The organism is Okeania sp. SIO3B5, assembly GCF_010692555.1.
In the GTDB taxonomy this organism is placed as follows: Bacteria; Cyanobacteriota; Cyanobacteriia; order Cyanobacteriales; family Microcoleaceae; genus Okeania.
Genome location: NZ_JAAHHG010000151.1, coordinates 1 through 20002, shown reverse-complemented (window position 1 = coordinate 20002; position 20002 = coordinate 1). Strand labels below are relative to the sequence as shown.

Sequence of the window (20002 nt, the reverse complement as noted above, 5' to 3'; positions counted from 1 at the left end):
GGTGACTGGAGTTCGCTCGTGTGCTCTTCCGATATCTCCCCCTCTCCGCGTCTCCCCCTCTCCGCGTCTCCCCCTCTCCGCGTCTCCCCCTCTCCGCGTCTCCCCCTCTCCGCGTCTCCCCCTCTCCGCGTCTCTCCCTCTCCGTGTCTCCCCCTCTCCGTGTCTCCCCCTCTCCCCATACTCCTATAGGGGTTGAAAGTAAGGGTGCCTGCGGGTGAGTCTCCTGCTGTTTCGGCAAATATTCCCAGGAGACCTGATATCAATACGTCGTTGGCGTTGATAGTGATGTTGCCTCCAGCCTCTGTATTAGTTGCTCCTTCCTTGGCAGTAGCACTTATTTCTGCGTCTTTTCCTATGGTGAGTCTTTCAGAGTTAATGGTAATATCTCCAGCTTTTCCAGCACTTTCGGTTTCTGTGGTGAGACTTGTTCCTGTTTCTAGGGTAAAAGTTTGGGTGTCAATGTTGATCACTCCTGCATTTCCTGTTCCTTTGGTGGAGGCGTTGATCCTTGCTCCGTCAGCTATTGTCAGCTCTTGGGTTTCAATTCTGATTTCACCTGCATTGCCTGTGGATGTTGGTGTGCTTTCGGCTGAGATTTCCAGGTTTCTCAGGTCTATACTTTCTGTAGCTTCAATTGTAATGTCACCTCCTCTTCCTGCCCCTGAATTTTCTGCCGAAATTTTGCCATCCCCTGATATTTTGACCTTTTCTGGGGCACTAATATTAATATTGCCTGCATTTCCTGTTGCTGTAGATAAAGTACGAGCGGATATCCTGCTGTCATTGCTGAAGTTGATTTCTATGTCTGAGTTTTCCTCATAAGGCTTCAGAGTAATAGTACCTCCAGAAGTTTTGCTCTCGGTTTCAGCAGATATTTCTGATTGTGATTCTGATGATTCTGAACTGAAGAGGTTGATTGTGTTAGCGTTGATGGAGATTGTACCTCCTTCTGTATTAGTGCTTTTTTCTATTGTGGAGACACGAATTCTAGCGTTTTCGGCAATAGTGAGTTGTTGGCTATTTATTTCTATATTTCCAGCTTTTCCAGCACCATTACTTCCGGCCACAATTCTTCCATTTCCTACAATATCTATAGTTTCTGGAGCAGCGATCAAGATATTACCTCCCTCTCCTGTAGATTGGGTGCTGGCAGAAATAGTGCCTTCATTAGTGAAGTTGATGTTGAGACCTGAGTTATTGTTGTAAGGCTTCAAAGTAATAGTACCTGCTGGAGTTTCACCTTTGGTTTGAGCGAATATTTCTGAACTTGAGATATTAAGGGTGTTTGTGTTGATCGTGATGTTACCTCCTGCTTCTCTATTGGTGGCTTCTTGTCTGGCATCGGCACTAATTAGAGAGTTTGTAGTGACATTTACTTCAGGAGAGTAAATCTCTATATTTCCAGCTTTTCCAGCACCTCTGGTTTCTACTGATAGTCTACCATCGTTGTCTAGGTTGACTATTTCTGTCGCTTCAATTCTGATATTGCCTCCAATTCCATTTCCCTTGTTACTAGCATCTATAGAATTAGAACCTGTGTTAGCAGATATTTCAGCACCATTAGTCACTGTTAGAGAACCCGTATTAATCTTTATATCTCCTGCATTACCACTTCCTGTAGTTTCTGTGCTGGCTTGGAGTTTACTGTTGTTTGTAAGTAGGATGTTTTGGGTGGCTTCCAGGCTGATTTCACCTGCGTTGCCTTGGCCGTTGGTGGTGCTGAGAATGTCAGTGTTATTGAGGGTAATGTTACCAAGACTATAAATGTTAACATTTCCAGCGTTTTTTTCACCTTTGGTGTCGCTTTCGATGTTGACATTGTTGAGGTTGAGGTTGCCTGAACTCAAGATAGATAAGTTTCCTGATTGGCCTTGTGTTCCTACGCCTACTTGTATTTCATAACCAAAGGGGTATTCTATAGTTACTTGTTTGCTGGTAATTATGGATGAGTCATTTAGTTGAAGGTTTCCTTGTGGTTGACTTTCTATTGTCACATCTCCTGATAGGGAGTGGGAAGATAGTGTAAGTATTTCTACGTTGCTGAGGTTATTGGTGGTAATGTTAACGTCTCCACCATCTCCTGAGTCGTTTTTTCCCACTGAGAATGTTTTGATTGCTACTCTAGTAATATCGCCTCCCGCTTCTAGAGAAATAGCACCTCCATTTCCTGAGTTGCCATCAAATGAATTGGAATCAGAATTAAGCAATTTTGTAGTGATATCGCCTCCCGCTTCTAGAGAAATTGCTCCCCCATTTCCTGAGTTGTCTTCAAATGAAAGGGAAGAGGAAAATAGGTTTTCTGTAGTGATATTGCCTCCCGCCTCTAGAGAAATATCCCCCCCATTTCCTGAGTTACCTACCCTCGAAAATGAGTAAGAAGAGAAGGATTTTGTAGTGATATTGCCTCCCGCTTCTAGAGAAATGTCCCCTCCATTTCCTAAGTTGCCTACATCAGAATAGGAAGAAGAATCAAGCAATTCTGTAGTGATATCGCCTCCCGCATCTAGAGAAATAGTCCCCCCATTTCCTGGAACGCCTGCAAACGTAAAGGAAAGAGAATAGAGGGATTCTGTAGCAATATTACCTCCCGCCTCTAGAGAAATATCTCCCCCATTTCCTGAGTTGCCTGCAAACGTAAAGGAAGGAGAATAGAGGGATTCTGTATTATTGATATCACCTCCTGCCTCTAGAGAAATTGCTCCTCCATCTCCTGAGTTACCTACAGACGTAAAGGAATAAGAATAGAGGGATTCTGTATTATTGATATCACCTCCTGCCTCTAGAGAAATGCTCCCCCCATTTCCAGAGTTACCTATAGACGAAGAGGAATAAGAATAGAGAGATTTTGTAGTGATATTGCCTCCCGCCTCTAGAGAAATCTCCCCCCCATTTCCAGAGTTACCTATAGACGAAGAGAAATAGGAATTGAGGGATTCTGTCTTGATATCACCTCCCGCCTCTAGAGAAATCTCCCCCCCATTTCCAGAGTTGCTTGCAAACGAAAAAGAAGGAGAATAGAGGGATGCGGTGGTGATATCGCCTCCCGCGTCCAGAGCAATAGCTCCACCATCCCCATCAGAAGAAGAGGAATTAACAGATGCTATAGTCATATTACCTCCAGCAATTATTGTGGTGTTCCCCCCACCTACTAACCCATTACTATCTAATGAATATGTAAGAATATTGCCAGAGATAGTATTAAGGTTAATATCACCTCCAATTCCTTGAATAGAACTAGAATTAATGAGACCTGTAATAATATTGTTGTTAGCTGTCAGATTAATTCTTCCCCCATCAGCAGTTTCGCTCAAACTACGAATATTTCCTACCCTAATATCCCTATCAGTTGCTTCTAGATTAATTGCCCCACCATTTCCTCCACCACCCACTAAAGTAGTAGGTTGACGCAGCAACAGTTGTGTACCTATGGTAGTTCTGCTGGGGGCAGTATCTGTAACCCTCAGAGTCCAAATTCCATTAGGGTTCTCTCTATTCAAATCTGCTAAGATTTTCTGGTTAGGAAACATACTATCAAACGAAGTCTTGCTAGGATTGCTCCTTGTAGAAGCATTATCACCGATCGCAGTATTCTGAAAGATTCGTTCAAGATCGGCATCTACAAAGATTTGTTCAAAATCAGCACCTGCAAACAATTCTAATTCTTCCCCTGTAGGTGATTTGAGAAAGACTTCTAGCTGTCTCTTGTTATTGTTGTCTTCCTCAGAAAAGCGTACATCTAAATTTTCTATAGTTCCCAATTTACTATCTAAAGTAAAAGTCAAAGTTACAATGCCTCCCTGATCTTCTGCTGGTATCAGTCCCCCCTCATCTACATCGATCGCCGCCAAGAACTCATCACTATAAAAAACAGGCAACCTAGAAGTATCAATATTCCCCAAAACAATACCAGCACCAGCAATAGTCAAACTCCTTCCATTAGTCTTAATAGTATCCGCCCCATTCTCAAAGGTATTCGGATCGCTCCCAACATCCGCCTCATTATCCAACATCTCCACAACACCGACTCCATCCCCATCCACATCTGCACGAAATTCTATCTCTCCTCCCCCTGGCAGAAATTCCAACACATCATCCTCTATATCCTCAACAGTAATATCATTTGTCGCCTCCAACTTAACATCCGCATCCCCAGAAGTTTCATCAAATTCATCATTTATCCTAATATTAGTGGCAGACAAAGAAACACTTTCTCCACCACCTTTAATTCCACTACCCGTAGCAACAATATCTCCCGTCGCTTCAATATTTATCGAACCGCTTGTATCAGTAACCTCTGTATTTTCTGTCGCTTCAACTGCTTCGATCCCCCCTAACCCCCCTTGGGAAGGGGGGGATATTTCTGCTTCTGAATTATTTGTATCAGTAACTTCTGTATTTTCTGTAGCTTCAACTGCTTCGATCCCCCCTAACCCCTCTTGCGAAGGAGGGGATATTTCTGCTTCTGAATTATTCTCCACTGTTTCAATAGTAGAAATAGTTTCCGTTAATGTCACATTTCCATCACTCTTAATATCTATGTCTCCTCCAGCAGTAACAATACCATCCACATCCTCACTCACATCACCAATATTTACATTTCCTACATCAAAAAACGCTCCTCCACTACCACTAACCGCCTCTAAATTTTCCACATTCAACTGCAAAGGTGCATCAATTAAACCTATTCCACCACTGCCATTAGTTTGAAATAAAGCACTCCCCGCATTAATAATTGAACTATCAGAAACTCTGGCAATATTTCCTCCATTCGCATCAACTAAAACTTGTCCTGTTGTAGTTAAATTTGCCAGATTTATATCACCTACTTCTCCTAAATTTCCTAATTCAATATTAATCCTGCCACTTCCTGCATTTAACGTCGTTCCATCCAATTGATTTATCGATGCTGCTCCGGCATTCCGGTTAGCAATATTCATCTCATCATTATTACCAAGTAAGTCAATATTTCCATTGCCAATTGATGTATCAATATCGGCATTTATATTAATACTTCTTCCGGCTTTTAATTCTACAGATTCTGTAGTTTCTATTTTTTCATTAATTGTTATATCGTTGTCGGCAAATAAAATTATATCTCCTGATAATTCCCCAATATTTTCGGCTGAAATTGTGACATCAATAGAATTTTCTTCTGGCTCGAAAGGGTCAATTAGTGTTTCTGTTGTTTCTGAATTATCAGCAATTTCTGTATCTGAATTTGTATTTTCTATTACTTCTGAATTATCGACATTTTCTTCTATATTTTCACCAGATACAACTTCCAAATTATTATCTACTGTCTCTGTTTCTGAACTTTCTGTATTTTCAGTAGTAGGAGAATCTGAATTTTCACCAGATACAACTTCCGAATTATCATCTACTGTTTCTGTTTCTGAACTTTCTGTATTTTCAGTAGTAGAAGAATCTGAATTTTCACCAGATGCCACTTCCGAATTATCATCTACTGTTTCTGTTTCTGAACTTTCTGTATTTTCTGACTCTCCCACTATTATATCTTCTGGATCTAATAATATTGTTCCTGGAGTGCCAAATGCAGCACTAACATCCACATTTCCATCAAATATTAATTGTTGTTTTCCAGATACTTCAACAAACCCTCCATCACCCGAAAATTCTCCTCCTCTCGCACTAATATTCCCTGCAAAATTAGTTATGCCATCTGACCAAATTATTACTTGACCTCCGTTACCATTTGTAATAGAATCAGCCGAAATAATTGAGTTTTGATTGACAAATGTTTGCTGAGAGTTGGGTACTATGCCATTACCTTGAAAGTCACCTCCAATTAATACAGTCCCCCCAACCTTTAAACCATCAGCGTTGATATTTGCGTCAATGAGGGCTACACGATCGCCTAAAACATTAACTTGTCCACCAATATTAGAGCCATTACCAAGGGGAGAAGTTGTTGATACATCTATATTTCCCGAAGCGATCGCATCTCCTGATACACCAGCAACTACTGTATTTGAGTCTATCAAGACTACATCACCATTGGCATTAACTATGATATCTGAGGCATGAGTTGCTTCCCCCCCTGTCAATAATTCTGGTAATGATAATGGGGTTAAATTTGAATTTTCTACATTATTATCTACTGTAGAGGGGACATCTAAACTTAATAAATGTCCTGGTTGAGATATTCTCAGGGTACTGTTCCCTTCTACTGCTGCAATGGTAATGTTGCCACCTGCTGTGGAGAGTTGCCCGGTATTAATAACTGTGCCACCAAGTAAAGTTAGATTTTCTCCAGGGTTTAAACTTAGGTTTCCTTGGTTAACTATTGCGCCTGGGTTTGAGACATCAAATCTATAACCACTGGGATTTCCGACTAAATTTGAATAGTCGTTTGTTCCCATAGCTTGAAACCAGAAATTATTTTCGTTAAAACCAATACCTGTAGCAGTAGTAACGCTGAATGAGGCGGGTATATTGAGGCTAGCGTTTGGACCGAACATTATGCCTGCGGGGTTCATCAAGAAGAGGTTGGAGTTACCCCCAGTGACTTGAATTAAACCATTGATAATAGAAGCATTTCCTCCTGTAACTCGCCCTAAAATATTGCGGGTATCTGGGGTTGTGAGGAAATTTGCAGTTTGGCCAGAGTTAACGTTGAATTGGTCAAAACTATGGAAGAGGTTGGCTCCGTTGCGGGTGCCTCCTTCAATGTTAAATTGGTTGCCTTGTGGTGTGACTGTTGTACCTGTACCGTCGTTTGCTGGAGTTATGGGTTGAGAGGAGGCGGGAGCTGCTGTAAATGAGAATAAGATTAAACTTAGGGGTAGGATGCTGTAAGATTCTAATTTATTTGTTTTCATTCAATATACCTAGATATCTACAGTCGTTGAGTGTTTGATTAATATAATCAGGACTTACGCAGAACAACTATATCTGGTAGGGGCGTTAACGATAGTTATGCGAAGCAAACGGTCGTTTGCTGGCGCAAAGCTGCGCTAACACCCCTACAAATGGTGTATAATTTTATATTTTGCGTAAGTCCTGATAATATTATATCAAGTCTAATTAATTATGGTTTGCTGATTAAATCGAAAAGCATTGACATATAAAGACTTTAGCTTTTTTGAGAACGAAAAAAGTGCGCCTATTTCAGTCTAAAACACTCATGTAAGCGGAGACAGGTCGATTTGTGGGGGAACAGGCAACGGTTTCGGCCATTTTATGTGAATAAATTTCCTTGAATTTCAGCAGAAAATCTCAGTAATATCATGTCCGGATAATTAGTGATAAAAAAAACTTGTTACTCCTTAATATAATAGTTTTCATAAGGTGTGCAGTACATCAATGATCCCCCGCGCATCTCCCTTTTTAAGGGGGACTTCCAGTTCCCCCCTTTTCAAGGGCAGGGCTGTTTCAAAGTATTGTAGATTAACGATGAGCGGGAGAACGGGAGTAATGGGCATAGTTAAACAGTGAAATTTGTCAAAATTTGCCAATTTTTCAGCAAAGTACGCGTCGTTAAGCTCTGAGAAAATATTTAGTTCAACGTGGCTTAAAAGCCTCTATCCCCGTGTCTCCGTGTCTCCGTGTCCCCGCGTCTATTGAGAATGAAACAGCCCTGCCTTTTCAAGGGGGGTTAGGGGGGATCTCCTGACTCCTCTGTTGTTATTTATAACTATTCAACCGGACATCATATAACCGGACATGATATAAGTGCGGTGGGTATCCTACCTGCGGTGAAAATATTAGGAATGGGCAAGATGCCCATTCCACGATTGTAATGCCATTTTCTGTACTTCCATCAAAGGAATATTCTGCTGTCTGGCTAATTTGACACAATCTTCATATTCAGGTTGCACATTCACAATTTTATTCCCCATCTTTGCCACTTTTAACCGCACTGCTCCATAGTCTGTCTGCACCTGATTAATTGTTCGCTGCAAAATAGCCCGTTTTTGAGTAGAGCGACGAATACCCAGAGTTGTAGTCTCTCGAAATATTACCTCCTCACAACCAGACAACTTTTCCGGTAGACAAATAATAGTAAGTAACACTCCTAACCTAGATTTTTTCATCGTCACAGGTTGGGTAAAAACATCTAATGCACCTACTGCAAACAGAGCATCAAAAGTATAAGCGATCGCTTGAGGAGTACAATCATCTATTTGAGTTTCCAAAACCATTACAGTTTCTAGGTGTGGATCTGGAGAACTGGGAGAATGATATTCTCTAAGTTGAGAATGTGGAGTATTCACCTCCCCTACTCCAATCCACAAACGTAGAATATTAGGAATAGCTAAATCCCGGGAACCCGCACCCAAACCCACACATTCTAGAGACATTGACGGTGGTGAACCAAAACCACTGGCCAAAGTACAAGCGATCGCACTACCTGTAGGAGTACACAATTCTTTTTCAATGCCATTACTATAAATAGGAACCTGATGCAACTCCCAAAGTTTTAGCACTGCTGGTACAGGTACAGGTAACCTACCATGAGCCGCCCTCACAGTTCCTCCACCAGTAGGCAAAGGCGAACAATATAATTGGTCAATATTCAACCAATCTAATCCTAAACAAGTCCCCACAATATCAACAATGGCATCAGTTGCCCCTACTTCGTGAAAATGTACCTTCTCTGGAGCAATACCATGTACGGCACCTTCAGCTTCAGCCAATTTCTGAAATATAGCCAAACTCAAAGCTTCAGCACGTCGGGGCAATCTTGCTTTTTTGATTAATGCTTCAATTTCTGGCAAATGACGGTGGTGAAAATGATTGTGTTGTTCTGTATCATTTTCTGAATGGTGAGTATGATGGTGGTGGTCAAAAGTCAGAGGTTCCCCATTTTCAGGATTTGCAGAAATTAGATTGACATGAAATTTCGTAGCTAGTAAACCATTGCGATGCACTTTTTCAGTGCTTAACTGATATTCCTGAGAAATGCCGAGAAGATTGAGTTTTTCTATCAGATATTCCAGGGGAACACCCGCATGAACTAAAGCACCCAGACACATATCGCCTGCAATACCAGTGGGACATTCAAGGTAAGCTATTTTTTTCATGGATAAAAGTCAACACCAAAAAGTTTCAAGAATATAGGTATAATTAGGGTTTGCTGATTAAATCTCAAAGCACTGGTAAATAAAGCTTTTACCCTACGCTCCCTACACTTTGCTTTTTTCAGCAGACCCTAATTAGGGTTTGCTTATGGAAATCTTTTAGTCAGGGGAGGAGTCAGGAGTTAGGAGTCAAGAGTTAGGGGAATTATAAAGGAAATAGTAGGAAGAATTGTTCTTTGATTTTTCTGTCCAACTCTTGACCAAAATCCTAAATTTTTGAACCATTACCACCTAAAACCTCGCACTTTTTGATACTTAAAAAGGCTAAAACCTTTATATGTAAAGACTTTTATATTTAATCAGCAAACCCTAATTATCTCTTAATCCTAACGCAACTTCTCTAATACCTCTAGTGTAAAGGGATTTTCTTCTTTTTGCAGCGACTCAACCCAAAGGGACCGTTGTACTTTTTGCTCTGAGTTTTCCACCTGCTGAATAAACACTTCAAAGTCTGCAACAGCACCCTGGAAATTATTAGTTAATCCTCTAGCTAAACCTCGACTATCCCTAAACTGGGGATTTTTTGGCTCAAGGTTTACTGCATTGTCACAAGCAAACAAGACATCATTAGCATGACCATATAAACTACCATATCGACAAAGTATATCCCAATGCTTGCCAAGAATTTGTAATTTGGGATGGTACTTTTGAGCCACATTATAAGCATCAATTGCTTCCTTGATTTTACCTTTTCTTGCTAATATTCCTCCTTCATCGCGCACACCTGGTGCTGCAATCATTTTGGCTTCTGTTAATGGGTCAAATTTCAAGTTAGGATCTAGTTTTAATGCTTCTCGGTATTGAGCAGCAGCACCATCAACATTACCATTACTGGTAACTATTCTGTTACCTTTTTCTAGAAAAAGTTGGGCTGAAGGTTTAACATCATCACAGAGATGCTTGTTGGGGTAGTCTTCAGGTCTACTTTTGAGATAGTTATCCACCCAGTTGCAACTCCTTGCTAATAGATCGTCAAGGTCTAAATTCCATAGTCTGATAGTTTTATCATCACTAATTGAAATTATCTGGTTACGGTTGGGGTTAAAAGCTAGACTCTCAACCTTCTGTTCATGGCCACTAAGAGTAAGTAGTGGAGTGCCATCAGGTTTCCAGACTCTGACTGTTTTATCGTTACTTGCTGTAGCAATTAAGTCTCCCTTGGAGCTAAAAGCAATACCAAGTACTGAACCAGTATGACCTATCAAGCTATGTTTGACAGTTCCGTTAGGTTTCCAGAGTTTGACAGTATTATCTCGACTGGCAGTAGCAATGAGGTCTCCCTTGGGACTGAAAGCAATACTGTAAATAGAGCCTCTATGTTCTTTAAATGTATTTACTAGCTTTCCATCAAATGTCCAGAGTTTAGCATCCCCGTCAAGACTAGCAGTAGCAATTAGGTCTCCTTTGGGACTGATGGCAACATCGGTAACTTCATGGCCATGTTTTGTGTCTATTTCTGTGATGAAACTACCATCAGCTTTCCATATTTTAATTTTTCTGTTTAGACCCGCAACAATTAGGTCTCCCTTGGGACTGAAGGTAATATTATAAGAGTTGCGATCGCGTAATTCTTGATCGGGCAGCTCAAGAACTTTTGTACCATCTGGTTTCCATAGTTGGGCTTTGCCGTTATGGGTGATAGTAGCGATCAACTCACCGTTAGGACTAAAGGCAACATCTGTCACCCAATCATTGTGTGTGATGTTGGGCTGTATTATAGTACCATCAAGTTTTCGGAGTTGAAGTGTATTTTCGTAATAACAACCCAAAGCAATAAGGTTGTTGGGACTAACGGCAACACGCCTACAATGATAATTATCAAGTTGGCTTTTTCCGAATGTGTGTTGATAAGGAAGAATGTTCCAAAGTCTTACTGTTTCGTCAGCACTAGCAGTAGCAATCAAATTTTCTTTAGGACTGAAAGCAATGCTATAAATTTTCTCCTTATGTCCTTCAAGAGTGTCTACAAGAGTACCATCTGCCTGCCAAATTTTAACGGTATTATCATCACTAGCGCTAGCTATTTGTTCGCCATCGTTGCTGTATACAACACTATAGACTCGATCGCTATGCTTAAGAGTTGTCGAGAGAGTACCGTCAGTGTTCCAGATTTTTACAGTGTTATCATAACCAGCAGAAGCAATTTGGTCTCCTTTAGGGCTGAAGGCAAGGTCTAAGACGAGTTGATTATTATGTCCTTCAAGGGTTTTTACTAAACTACCATCAGGTTTCCAGAGTTTAACTTTGCCATCACCGCCAGCAGTAGCAATAAGGTCTCCTTCGGAGCTGAATTCAATATCATATATATTACCGTTATGTTCCTTAAGAGTTGCTATTAGGCTACCATCAGATTTCCAGAGTTTGGCAGTGTTATCAAAACTACCAGTAGCAATGAGGTCTCCTTTGGGGCTGAACGCAATACTGCGAACCTCTTCTGTATGCCCTGTTAGAGTTTTTACGAAAGTGCCATCAGATTTCCAAATTTTGGCAGTGTTATCTTTACTTGCAGTGGCAACTAGGTCTCCTTTGGGGCTAAATACTACTCTGTTAACTTCCCGATCGTGATTTAAGGTTTTTACTAAGCTACCATCAGAAGAATTCCAAATTTTGGCAGTATTATCTTGACTCGCAGTGGCAACTAGGTCTCCTTTGGGGCTAAAGACTGCTCTATAGACTCCTCTGCCATGTTCTAGGTTTGCAACCAAAGTACCATCTGGTTTCGATAGTTTAGTAATGCCATCACCACCAGCAGTAGCAATGAGATCTCCTTTGGGGCTGAATACCACGCTAATAGCTTCCTCATCGTGATTTAAACGATTATATTCCATCTTCCCCTGCCAAGAAATTATCTGTCGCAACGTATCTGCACCTAATAGTCGAGTCTGAGCTTCTGCCCAACCAGCATTTTTTAATTTTTTCCCCTGTTTAATACCCTCAATCAGTGTATCCCAAGTTTGAGTGGAATTGAAACTAGCTTTTAGATGCTCAAAGTCATTTTTCGTTGTGATATTTGAGTTGCTAACAACAGCACGCCGCCATCCGAACACAGCAACTATACCCAATAAACCGAGTACTATTGCTCCCAGACGCAGCTTTTTATTGGCTTGCTTTTGTTGTCTTTCCTTTGCTTGTGTCACTTTAACTAATCGCTGTGCTGCTTCTAACTCTCGCTGTTGTCGTTCTTCCTCTTCTTGTTTGAGGCGATCGCGTTCTTGAATACTCTCCTGAATAAATTCTGTCTCAGCCTCTAAATCTTCTGGACGCTCCTGTAGTTTTTCTTCTGCTTTTGCTAGAGCTGCCCCCCGTAATAAAGAACCCTTATCTTTATTATTTTCTCCCCATTGCATCTTTACCAAACGCAGTTGTTCTTGCCAAGACAGAAATTCTCGGTCTACTTCCATCCATTCTCTTAGTTGACCCCAATTTTTAATTAAGGCTTCATGGACAACTTCAACAGTTTCTTGTTCAGAATTATTTTCTGTGCCACTGGTAATGACAGCACGACTGGTGACAACTAACCGTGCATCAGCCAATTTTCTTACTAGATCCCAATTGCTCTCGTTTAAATCTGCCTTGGTGGCGACCCTGCGGGTGTCTTCGGTGCCTTGTCCTGGTCGTACTAATTGCACAAAAATTCGGCGGACTTTTTGTTGTTCTTCTGGTTTTAGTTTCTTAAATTCGTCATCTGCATAAAGAGTTAAGGCACCGGAAACTTCTCCTATGTCTTTATAAGCTTTATGGGTTAATTTTTTACCTTGGCGTTTTTCCCAAAGTTTAGTTAAAGCAAATTCTAATAAGGGTAAGTTTCCTGGTTGTTTATCTACATCATTAAGAATGCGTTCAACCAGCCCACCTTCAAAGTTAACCTCTAAATTTTTAGCGGGTTCCTCAATAACTTCTTTGAGTTCTTCTGAGTTCATTGGCCCTAGCATAATATTGTTTTTTTGCAATAAATCTACTAAAGGTCGATAGGAGAGAGCATTATCAAAAAAATCTGCCCGCATTGTCGCAACTAATACTGTTGATACTGAAGATTGTTCGGTTAAAGATTGAAATGTATTTAAAAGAAGATCGAGAAATTTACGGCGGGTTGATTCGTCACTACAAAGGGTATAAAGTTCTTCAAATTGATCGGCAATTAATAAAGTGCGATTTTGGGGATGATTATGTTGAATTGTGGCAAAAACATCAGATAGGGGAATAGTATTATCTTGAAAATATCCTGATAATTTCCGGGCTGCTGCCATGCCGTCTGTTTTATCGAGATTTGGTTCATAAAGCGGAACTAATGCTTGAGCTAGGGCTAAAAATGGGTCATTACCAGGACGAAAATGGGTAAATTGCCAATGTCCGGCTTTGACCAATCTTGGCACTAATCCTGCTAAAATAACTGAAGATTTCCCACTTCCTGATGCTCCTAATACAGGAATAAAATTACGGGTTTCTGTATATTGATAGAGTTTTTCCACAAATACCTTTCGACCAAAGAAATATTTGGAATTTTCTGGATTGAAGTGATATAAATCTTGATAGGGGCAAACTAAATTATCATCGGCATCTTCTTGAGTAGATGTTATAATTGTCTGTTTTTCATAAGAATAGTTATAGATAACAATATTCACAAAATTAATATCATTTTCGTTACCATAAATATCTATATTTCCAGCAGTTTGATTTTGATTATGTAGAGGGTTATCCTTTTGTTCTACAGTCATAATATAATTAGTTAAAATGTTTTTTTAGGCTCATTAAATAAGTAGATAATAAAATTTATAACTATGTCATTGCGTTAGCAAGTTTGTAAGCATTCAGCTATTATCAATCAGCTTTTTAATGAATGAAGTAAAAATTTGTTTAACTTAATACTACATTTTCTACCCATAAATTGAAGCACCAGAAAGACTTGCTTTGAGTTTTTAACACAATTCAAGCTAATGAAGCTGATAGCTGATAGCTGACGGCTGAATGCTTACGTTAGTTTAATATTTGTTAAGGCTAAATTAAACCCAAACTTTAGCTAAAATTGCTGCAACTTTCATCACAGGTCCAGCTAGAACTTCGACACCTTCTAATCCTTTTTTTAGCGCTTCAACCGCTTCATCTATTAAACTTTTATTAGGTTGAGATTTCTGTAATTCTGTTTCTATCATTTTAACGGGAATCTCTGCTTGTTGTTTCTGAATTGAATTCAGAGAATTTGTTGCAGCAATTTCCTGTTTCAATTTTATCAGTGCAGCTAATGCTGATGCTAATTCTGACTCGGAATTTTGCCCAATAATTTCGGTGCGACTCTGGTCAATATTCACATTATTTCTTGGATTAAAATTATTACCTTTCCCAGTAACAGTGATATTGCCAAAAGATTGGGATTGATTGGAAGATTGAGGATTTGATTCAGGTGATTGATTATCAGGTTTATCTTGAGAATTCATCGCTAATTTTTTCCTTCTAGGTTGATATTTTAGTTGCGGTTTATTTTTAAATCAATTGTAAGCATTCAGCTAGCTCGCGGTCAGCTCTTCGGTGCGGAATGCTGCGCAAACATCTTTTTAATGAATGAACCAAGCACTTGCTTAACTTCTACTAGATTTTTAAACAAAGAATTGAAGCACAAGAATAACGAGCTTAAATTGTCCACTAAAGGTAATAAAGCTGATAGCTGACTGCTGAATGCTTACAATCAATTAAAGTACAGTTTTATAGACAAACTCGACATACAAACACTGATTGCGTGCTAATATTCTAAGTCATATTTGACAATTATCTTTTTAGTCTGAAAAAATAATTGACGACCATAGTAGATACCACAATTTGTTAGTTTATGGGACTCGGAACCAAATAAACTTAAGTACTGATTTCAATTCGTTATTCGGGTTAATTAAATTTTGCTGACATCCATAAATAGGCATTCTGTATATCGCCCCCTCGAAAGATGCTATATATAAGTATACGAATATATACTATCTGACACAATGCCTTTCCGAAAAAAACATAAACTAGAGTTTATATCATGTCCGGATAATCAGTTATAAAAAAAACCTTCTCCCTTTGAACTTTTCTTTCTCTTCTGACTTCTGCCCTCTGCCTTCCCTTCTCCACTTAATCAAAGGGTGGACAGCAGGTTAAAATCTACCGTGTCCGTTTTTATCCCTCCTCTAAAGACCTATCCCTTACCCATAAGTCTTGAAACCCTTGTAGGGAGCAGGGGAGCAGGGAGCAGGGGAGAAAGGAGAAAAAATCATAGTAGCTAAGTAAAACTACTGAAGTTGTCAAAAAAAAGTATTTTTCTATACATTTTTTCTCCCGAAAAAGCTGAACCAAGACTTATTCATAACTTGTCTATTTTGTCAAGCTTTATGTTAAGAAAGATGTGGGTAAAGCATAGCTCTAAAGACAGAGGGCTTTCAACGTCCCGCTAATCCTTAGTAAACCGGATTTAGTATGACTTCATTCTTTATTTTCTAAAATCTAAAATAAAAATTATGGCAATATTCTATGAACTTCATCCTGATACACCCCAACAAAGACGCGTAGAACAAATTATTAGCGACCTGAAAAATGGGGCAGTGATGCTTTATCCTACGGATACCGTTTACGCGATCGGTTGCGACCTCTATGCTAAATCTGCTGTGGAGCGAGTCAGACAAATTAAACAACTATCTAATGATAAACCTCTGACATTCCTTTGTTCCTCTCTGTCCAATATCGCCAATTACGCTATTGTGAGTGACTCAGCCTACCGAATCATCAAACGTTTAATTCCTGGCCCTTACACATTTGTGTTGCCTGCCACAAAGTTAGTCCCACGACTGGTGATGAGTCCTAAGCGAAAAACAACAGGTATTCGGGTTCCAGACAATCAATCTTGTTTGTCTTTGTTGGAAACTTTGGGCAATCCCATCATTTCAACATCAGCTCACATTACCAGTGATGCGGAAGGAATGGCCCCAGTAGATGTAGGAGCAGTTACTGGTAAAGCAGAATTATTTGATTCTCTAGAAAATTTAGTGGACATAATTGTTGATGACGGTTCTGACCCTGGATATCAAGTATCCACTATCCTGGAATTAACTGGCCAAGAACCAAATCTGATTAGGCAAGGTCTTGGAGTTGAAACTGTAACAGCTCTAATTGGTTGACTAGCTATCAGCTATCAGCATTTCAGCTATCAGCTTTTTTGACCTTGGGTTAAATCCCCGACCTCTATAACCCGGATAGTACGCGGAGGGGTTGCTCATCCCTTCCTAAAGTCAAAAAAGTCCTAATGCTGAGTATTAAGTGCTGAGTGCTATTTAATATAGTAGAAGGCAGAAGGAAAAATCTGGCCTTGTCTGAGTTTTCAGCTTTTGAGCTGTCCTCACCTTTTCTTCGACTACTATACAACCTAAGACCTACAACCTAAAACCTAAAACCTAAAACCTACAACCTAAAACCTATGACTGTGCCACTTGTGTATTTGTTACACAGGTGGCACTGCCAATTTGAATATTGTCACAGTTTCTTTGAGTTGGATAATTTTGTAAGTAAAGTTCTGATTTTTAATCTATATCTAGCTTTCGTTGATTTTAGACCTAAATCCGGAAAATATACTTCTGATAGTGAACTGCAGAATTGGTTGGTAACAGAAAAACCACATCATAAAAGTGTAACCTTCCTCCACAAATAGTTGGGTGAACTTTCCTATAGTCGTAAGTGTAGAGGAAAGAAAGGAATCACACAGATTTCAACCAACACTTAATCACTCTACATGATTACTTCGTACACCTACCGCGCATTATCCAAAGGTAAAATCAAATGACTGTTAAGACTGCTCACTCCCACAACTCTCTAAACACAAACACTGCTATCGCTCCAGAAGTTAACAACAGCAAAGTTGAAAATGGCACTACAGAGAATACTGTGCTAGAAATGAATACTGAAACTTTAGCTGTTATAGTTTTGAAAGAATTGCAAGGTACTTTGAAAAACAAACCAGCAAAAGCTGAAACGGTAACCATTCGCATCGCCCAAGAAGTAGAGCGGATTTGCCAAAAGAGTAATAGAATTCAAAATTCTGGTGAAGTTCAATCTTGGCAACTTAGTTTGGCTCGTCATCGCTTGCAAAAGTGCGTACAATACTACAAACTTGGTTCTAAGCAAGGTAGAGTAGAATTACACTCTCTACTTGCTTCTATGATTTATCGTCATATTGCTTCTTTTAGAGCGCAGTTAAGCTTCCAAGGTCGCTATAACTTGATTGAGGATTTTCTACAAGGTTTTTATATTGAGTCTCTAAGAGCTTTCCGTAGAGAACACGGTCTTGAGCAAGACTATACTCCTAGAGTGAAGTTAGAATTAGCAGAATATATGGCATTTACTGAACAGTATGCCAAGCGTCAAATAGGTTTGCCAGGCCGAAATCGTCAAAGATTGATTGTACTGCGCGCTCAAGGTTTTGCTAAGGGTCAACCTCCTGAAACTTCTCTTGATATTGAAATGGCAGTTGAGTCTCCTAAAGGTGAAGATGCAGAAGCTTTTAGTCGCTCTTCTGCTGTGCAACAAGTACGGGAGCAAATGGTTTCTGAAGCTGTTGATCCTGCTGAGGCTGTATTGCGCGATCGCGTAGTTTCTGAATTAATCAATTACTTAGAAGCTCAAGGTCAAGACCAATGTATTGATTATCTGCGTCTAAAATTGCAAGATTATCAAGCATCTGATATTGATAAGGAGCTAGGTTTAACTTCTCGTCAACGGGATTATTTACAACAACGTTTTAAGTATCATGTTGAAAAATTTGCTTTTTCTAAGAATTGGAAGTTAGTACATCAATGGTTAGGTGCTGACATTGACCAAAAATTAGGTATGACTTCTAATAAATGGGAAGCTTTCCAAGCAACCCTTTCTCCTGAACAACAGCAAATTTTACAACTCAAGCGCAATGGTGAAGATGAACAAGCGATCGCGAAGACTATTAAATGTACTCCGAAACAGTTACAAAAACGTTGGGCAAAATTGTTGGATATGGCTTGGGTATTTCGCAATAGTGACCAAAGCTAGTATGGTATCCAAATTGAAAGACATTCTTTTTACTCATCCATCAATTAAAGTTTGCGATATGGGTCATCCTGCTTCTGTCTAGGGTGGGCAATGCCCACCTTATAGAAGTCAGAAGTCAGAAGTCAGAAGTGAAAGAAGAGGTAATTCTAAATTATTAATTCTAAATTCTAAATTCTTGAAGATTTTTATGTTATTTAAAATACAAATTTATTGGGACTAATATCATGTTCAGATCGGCAATTATTATTATATTTAGTAGCTAGTAGCCAGTTAGAATAGTTTTCCCATTAGCGACGTACAGTAGTTATTAACTATTTTGAGTTCACCATGACCATTCCATAAAATAATGAAGCTGTTTGAACTATAACCAATTACTAATTATCAGTTATAAATTACCAATTACTTACTTTCACAGATATTATCAGTATTTAACCACACATAATTTAATCAGTATAAATACTCTCTTATTTTCCGGTAAAATTTTTCCCATCATTCCCGTCAAATTAATACTATTTAATCAATTAGATACTTTCAAATATAAAATTTTAATATATTAGTTAGCTAGAGCTAATTAGCAGTTTTGGATAAAAATTAGATATATTGGATAAAGTAACGATTTATTAAAATATATGTCTATCAATATAGCTTTGGCTCCTGATTTGACTAACCGAGTGGCCAATAACTACTCTCAAATTAAGCAAATCTTTGAAACTATTGATGCTCATAGCTGTCCATATTCTTATAACTTTCATATGCATACAGTTCACTCGGATGGACAGTTGAAACCTGAGAGTTTGATAGAGCAAGCAATTGTGATCGGCCTTAAAGGTTTGGCCATTACCGATCATCATAGTGTTGCTGGTTATCAAGTAGCTAAAAGTTGGTTAGAAAACTGGAAATCTACTAATGGAGAATGCGAGGGTTTAGCTCCGAGTTTGTGGAGTGGAGTAGAAATTAACGCTAACTTAATTAATATTGAGGTACATATTCTAGGATATGGCTTTAACCCAGAACATCCAGTTTTACAGCCTTATTTGACAGGAAAAGCCACTAAAGGTCAAGAATATCAAGCAGATAATGTTATTGCAGCTATTCAACAAGCTGGTGGTTTGGCCGTACTTGCTCATCCCTGTCGTTATAAACGTTCTGCTACCGATCTAATCAAAGCAGCAGCTAAGTTAGGTATTGATGGTGTAGAAACCTACTACGGTTACACTCATACTAAACCCTGGTCTCCTAGCCCAAAACAAACTGAACAAGTGAAAAAACTCAGTGCTACTTATGGTCTACTTAATACCTGCGGTACTGATACTCATGGAAAAAATCTTTTAGTACGTTTATAGGGTGGGAGTACCCTTACTCCACCCTAATAATTAATTAAAGCTGTATTGACATACTCTGACGTTGCACTTAGGCAACACTTCAGAATTGACATACTCCCGACGTTGCGCTTGAGCGACAACACGGGATTCTTCAGTCATGAAAAAAATGACCGCTGTTTTTACAGAGGTAATGTCCTCCCCCTGTGTTGACGTTGATCATAACATGCATACTTCCTAGCTTGTCAAGGGTATAGGAAGGTTTTATTTGTGGAGGTATCCGACTCTTGGACCTGGCTTTCCCATACGACGCTCCCCTAATAGCTGCCGCTAGGCTCCGCCTTTCATGTCGGCGACAGCCGAAACGGGAGAGCGCGGGACTTCCCGCCAGGGAAGTTAAATTGAATTGAATTGCCAGACCGATACTATTTTGCTAACATTTGTTAACAATGCACAGCAAGATCAACCTGCTGAGGGGGTATCTCCCAATGCGGTAGAAAATTTTTCTACCACGCTTTTGATCAAAATTCCACGCGGGACCTTTAA

Annotated in this window: 7 protein-coding genes; 3 read left to right on the top strand and 4 right to left on the bottom strand. The window is 39.5% G+C overall.

Annotated elements, in window-relative coordinates; genetic code table 11:
• From F6K54_RS20220 to F6K54_RS20205, 4 genes are all read right to left on the bottom strand, one after another.
• Positions 1 to 6839: filamentous hemagglutinin N-terminal domain-containing protein (locus F6K54_RS20220; protein WP_293081053.1), on the bottom strand; the 6839-nt coding region annotated here is incomplete at its 3' end.
• 885 nt (positions 6840 to 7724) lie between these two features.
• Entirely contained in the window at positions 7725 to 9044 is a 1320-nt protein-coding gene (gene larC / locus F6K54_RS20215; RefSeq protein WP_293081050.1) for a nickel pincer cofactor biosynthesis protein LarC, read from the bottom strand.
• Positions 9045 to 9427: 383 nt separating this feature from the next.
• Positions 9428 to 13816 carry a WD40 repeat domain-containing protein gene (locus tag F6K54_RS20210; protein ID WP_293081047.1) on the bottom strand — a complete coding sequence of 1463 codons (4389 nt, stop codon included), beginning with the start codon at positions 13814 to 13816 and terminating at the stop codon, positions 9428 to 9430.
• 285 nt (positions 13817 to 14101) lie between these two features.
• Entirely contained in the window at positions 14102 to 14533 is a 432-nt protein-coding gene (locus F6K54_RS20205) for a hypothetical protein (protein WP_293081044.1), read from the bottom strand.
• Between the two features lie 1050 nt (positions 14534 to 15583).
• Here F6K54_RS20205 and F6K54_RS20200 point away from each other — a divergent pair.
• The 3 genes from F6K54_RS20200 (at position 15584) to F6K54_RS20190 (ending at position 19480) form a co-directional block, all read left to right on the top strand.
• Positions 15584 to 16240, top strand: a complete 657-nt coding sequence (locus F6K54_RS20200) for an L-threonylcarbamoyladenylate synthase (RefSeq protein ID WP_293081042.1) — start codon at positions 15584 to 15586, stop codon at positions 16238 to 16240.
• A 655-nt stretch (positions 16241 to 16895) separates the two neighbouring features.
• Positions 16896 to 18137 carry a HetZ-related protein gene (locus F6K54_RS20195; protein WP_293081039.1) on the top strand — a complete coding sequence of 414 codons (1242 nt, stop codon included), beginning with the start codon at positions 16896 to 16898 and terminating at the stop codon, positions 18135 to 18137.
• A 629-nt stretch (positions 18138 to 18766) separates the two neighbouring features.
• A complete protein-coding gene (locus F6K54_RS20190) occupies positions 18767 to 19480 on the top strand; it encodes a PHP domain-containing protein (RefSeq protein WP_293081036.1) in 714 nt (237 codons plus the stop codon).
• Positions 19481 to 20002: the final 522 nt, after the last annotated feature.

What these genes read in the sequence shown, in the direction of transcription:
- F6K54_RS20200 (WP_293081042.1), top strand. Translation starts at nt 15,584, where the DNA reads ATGGCAATATTCTATGAACTTCATCCTGATACACCCCAACAAAGACGC.
- F6K54_RS20190 (WP_293081036.1), top strand. Translation starts at nt 18,767, where the DNA reads ATGTCTATCAATATAGCTTTGGCTCCTGATTTGACTAACCGAGTGGCC.
- larC (WP_293081050.1), bottom strand. Translation starts at nt 9,044, where the DNA reads ATGAAAAAAATAGCTTACCTTGAATGTCCCACTGGTATTGCAGGCGAT.
- F6K54_RS20195 (WP_293081039.1), top strand. Translation starts at nt 16,896, where the DNA reads ATGACTGTTAAGACTGCTCACTCCCACAACTCTCTAAACACAAACACT.
- F6K54_RS20210 (WP_293081047.1), bottom strand. Translation starts at nt 13,816, where the DNA reads ATGACTGTAGAACAAAAGGATAACCCTCTACATAATCAAAATCAAACT.
- F6K54_RS20205 (WP_293081044.1), bottom strand. Translation starts at nt 14,533, where the DNA reads ATGAATTCTCAAGATAAACCTGATAATCAATCACCTGAATCAAATCCT.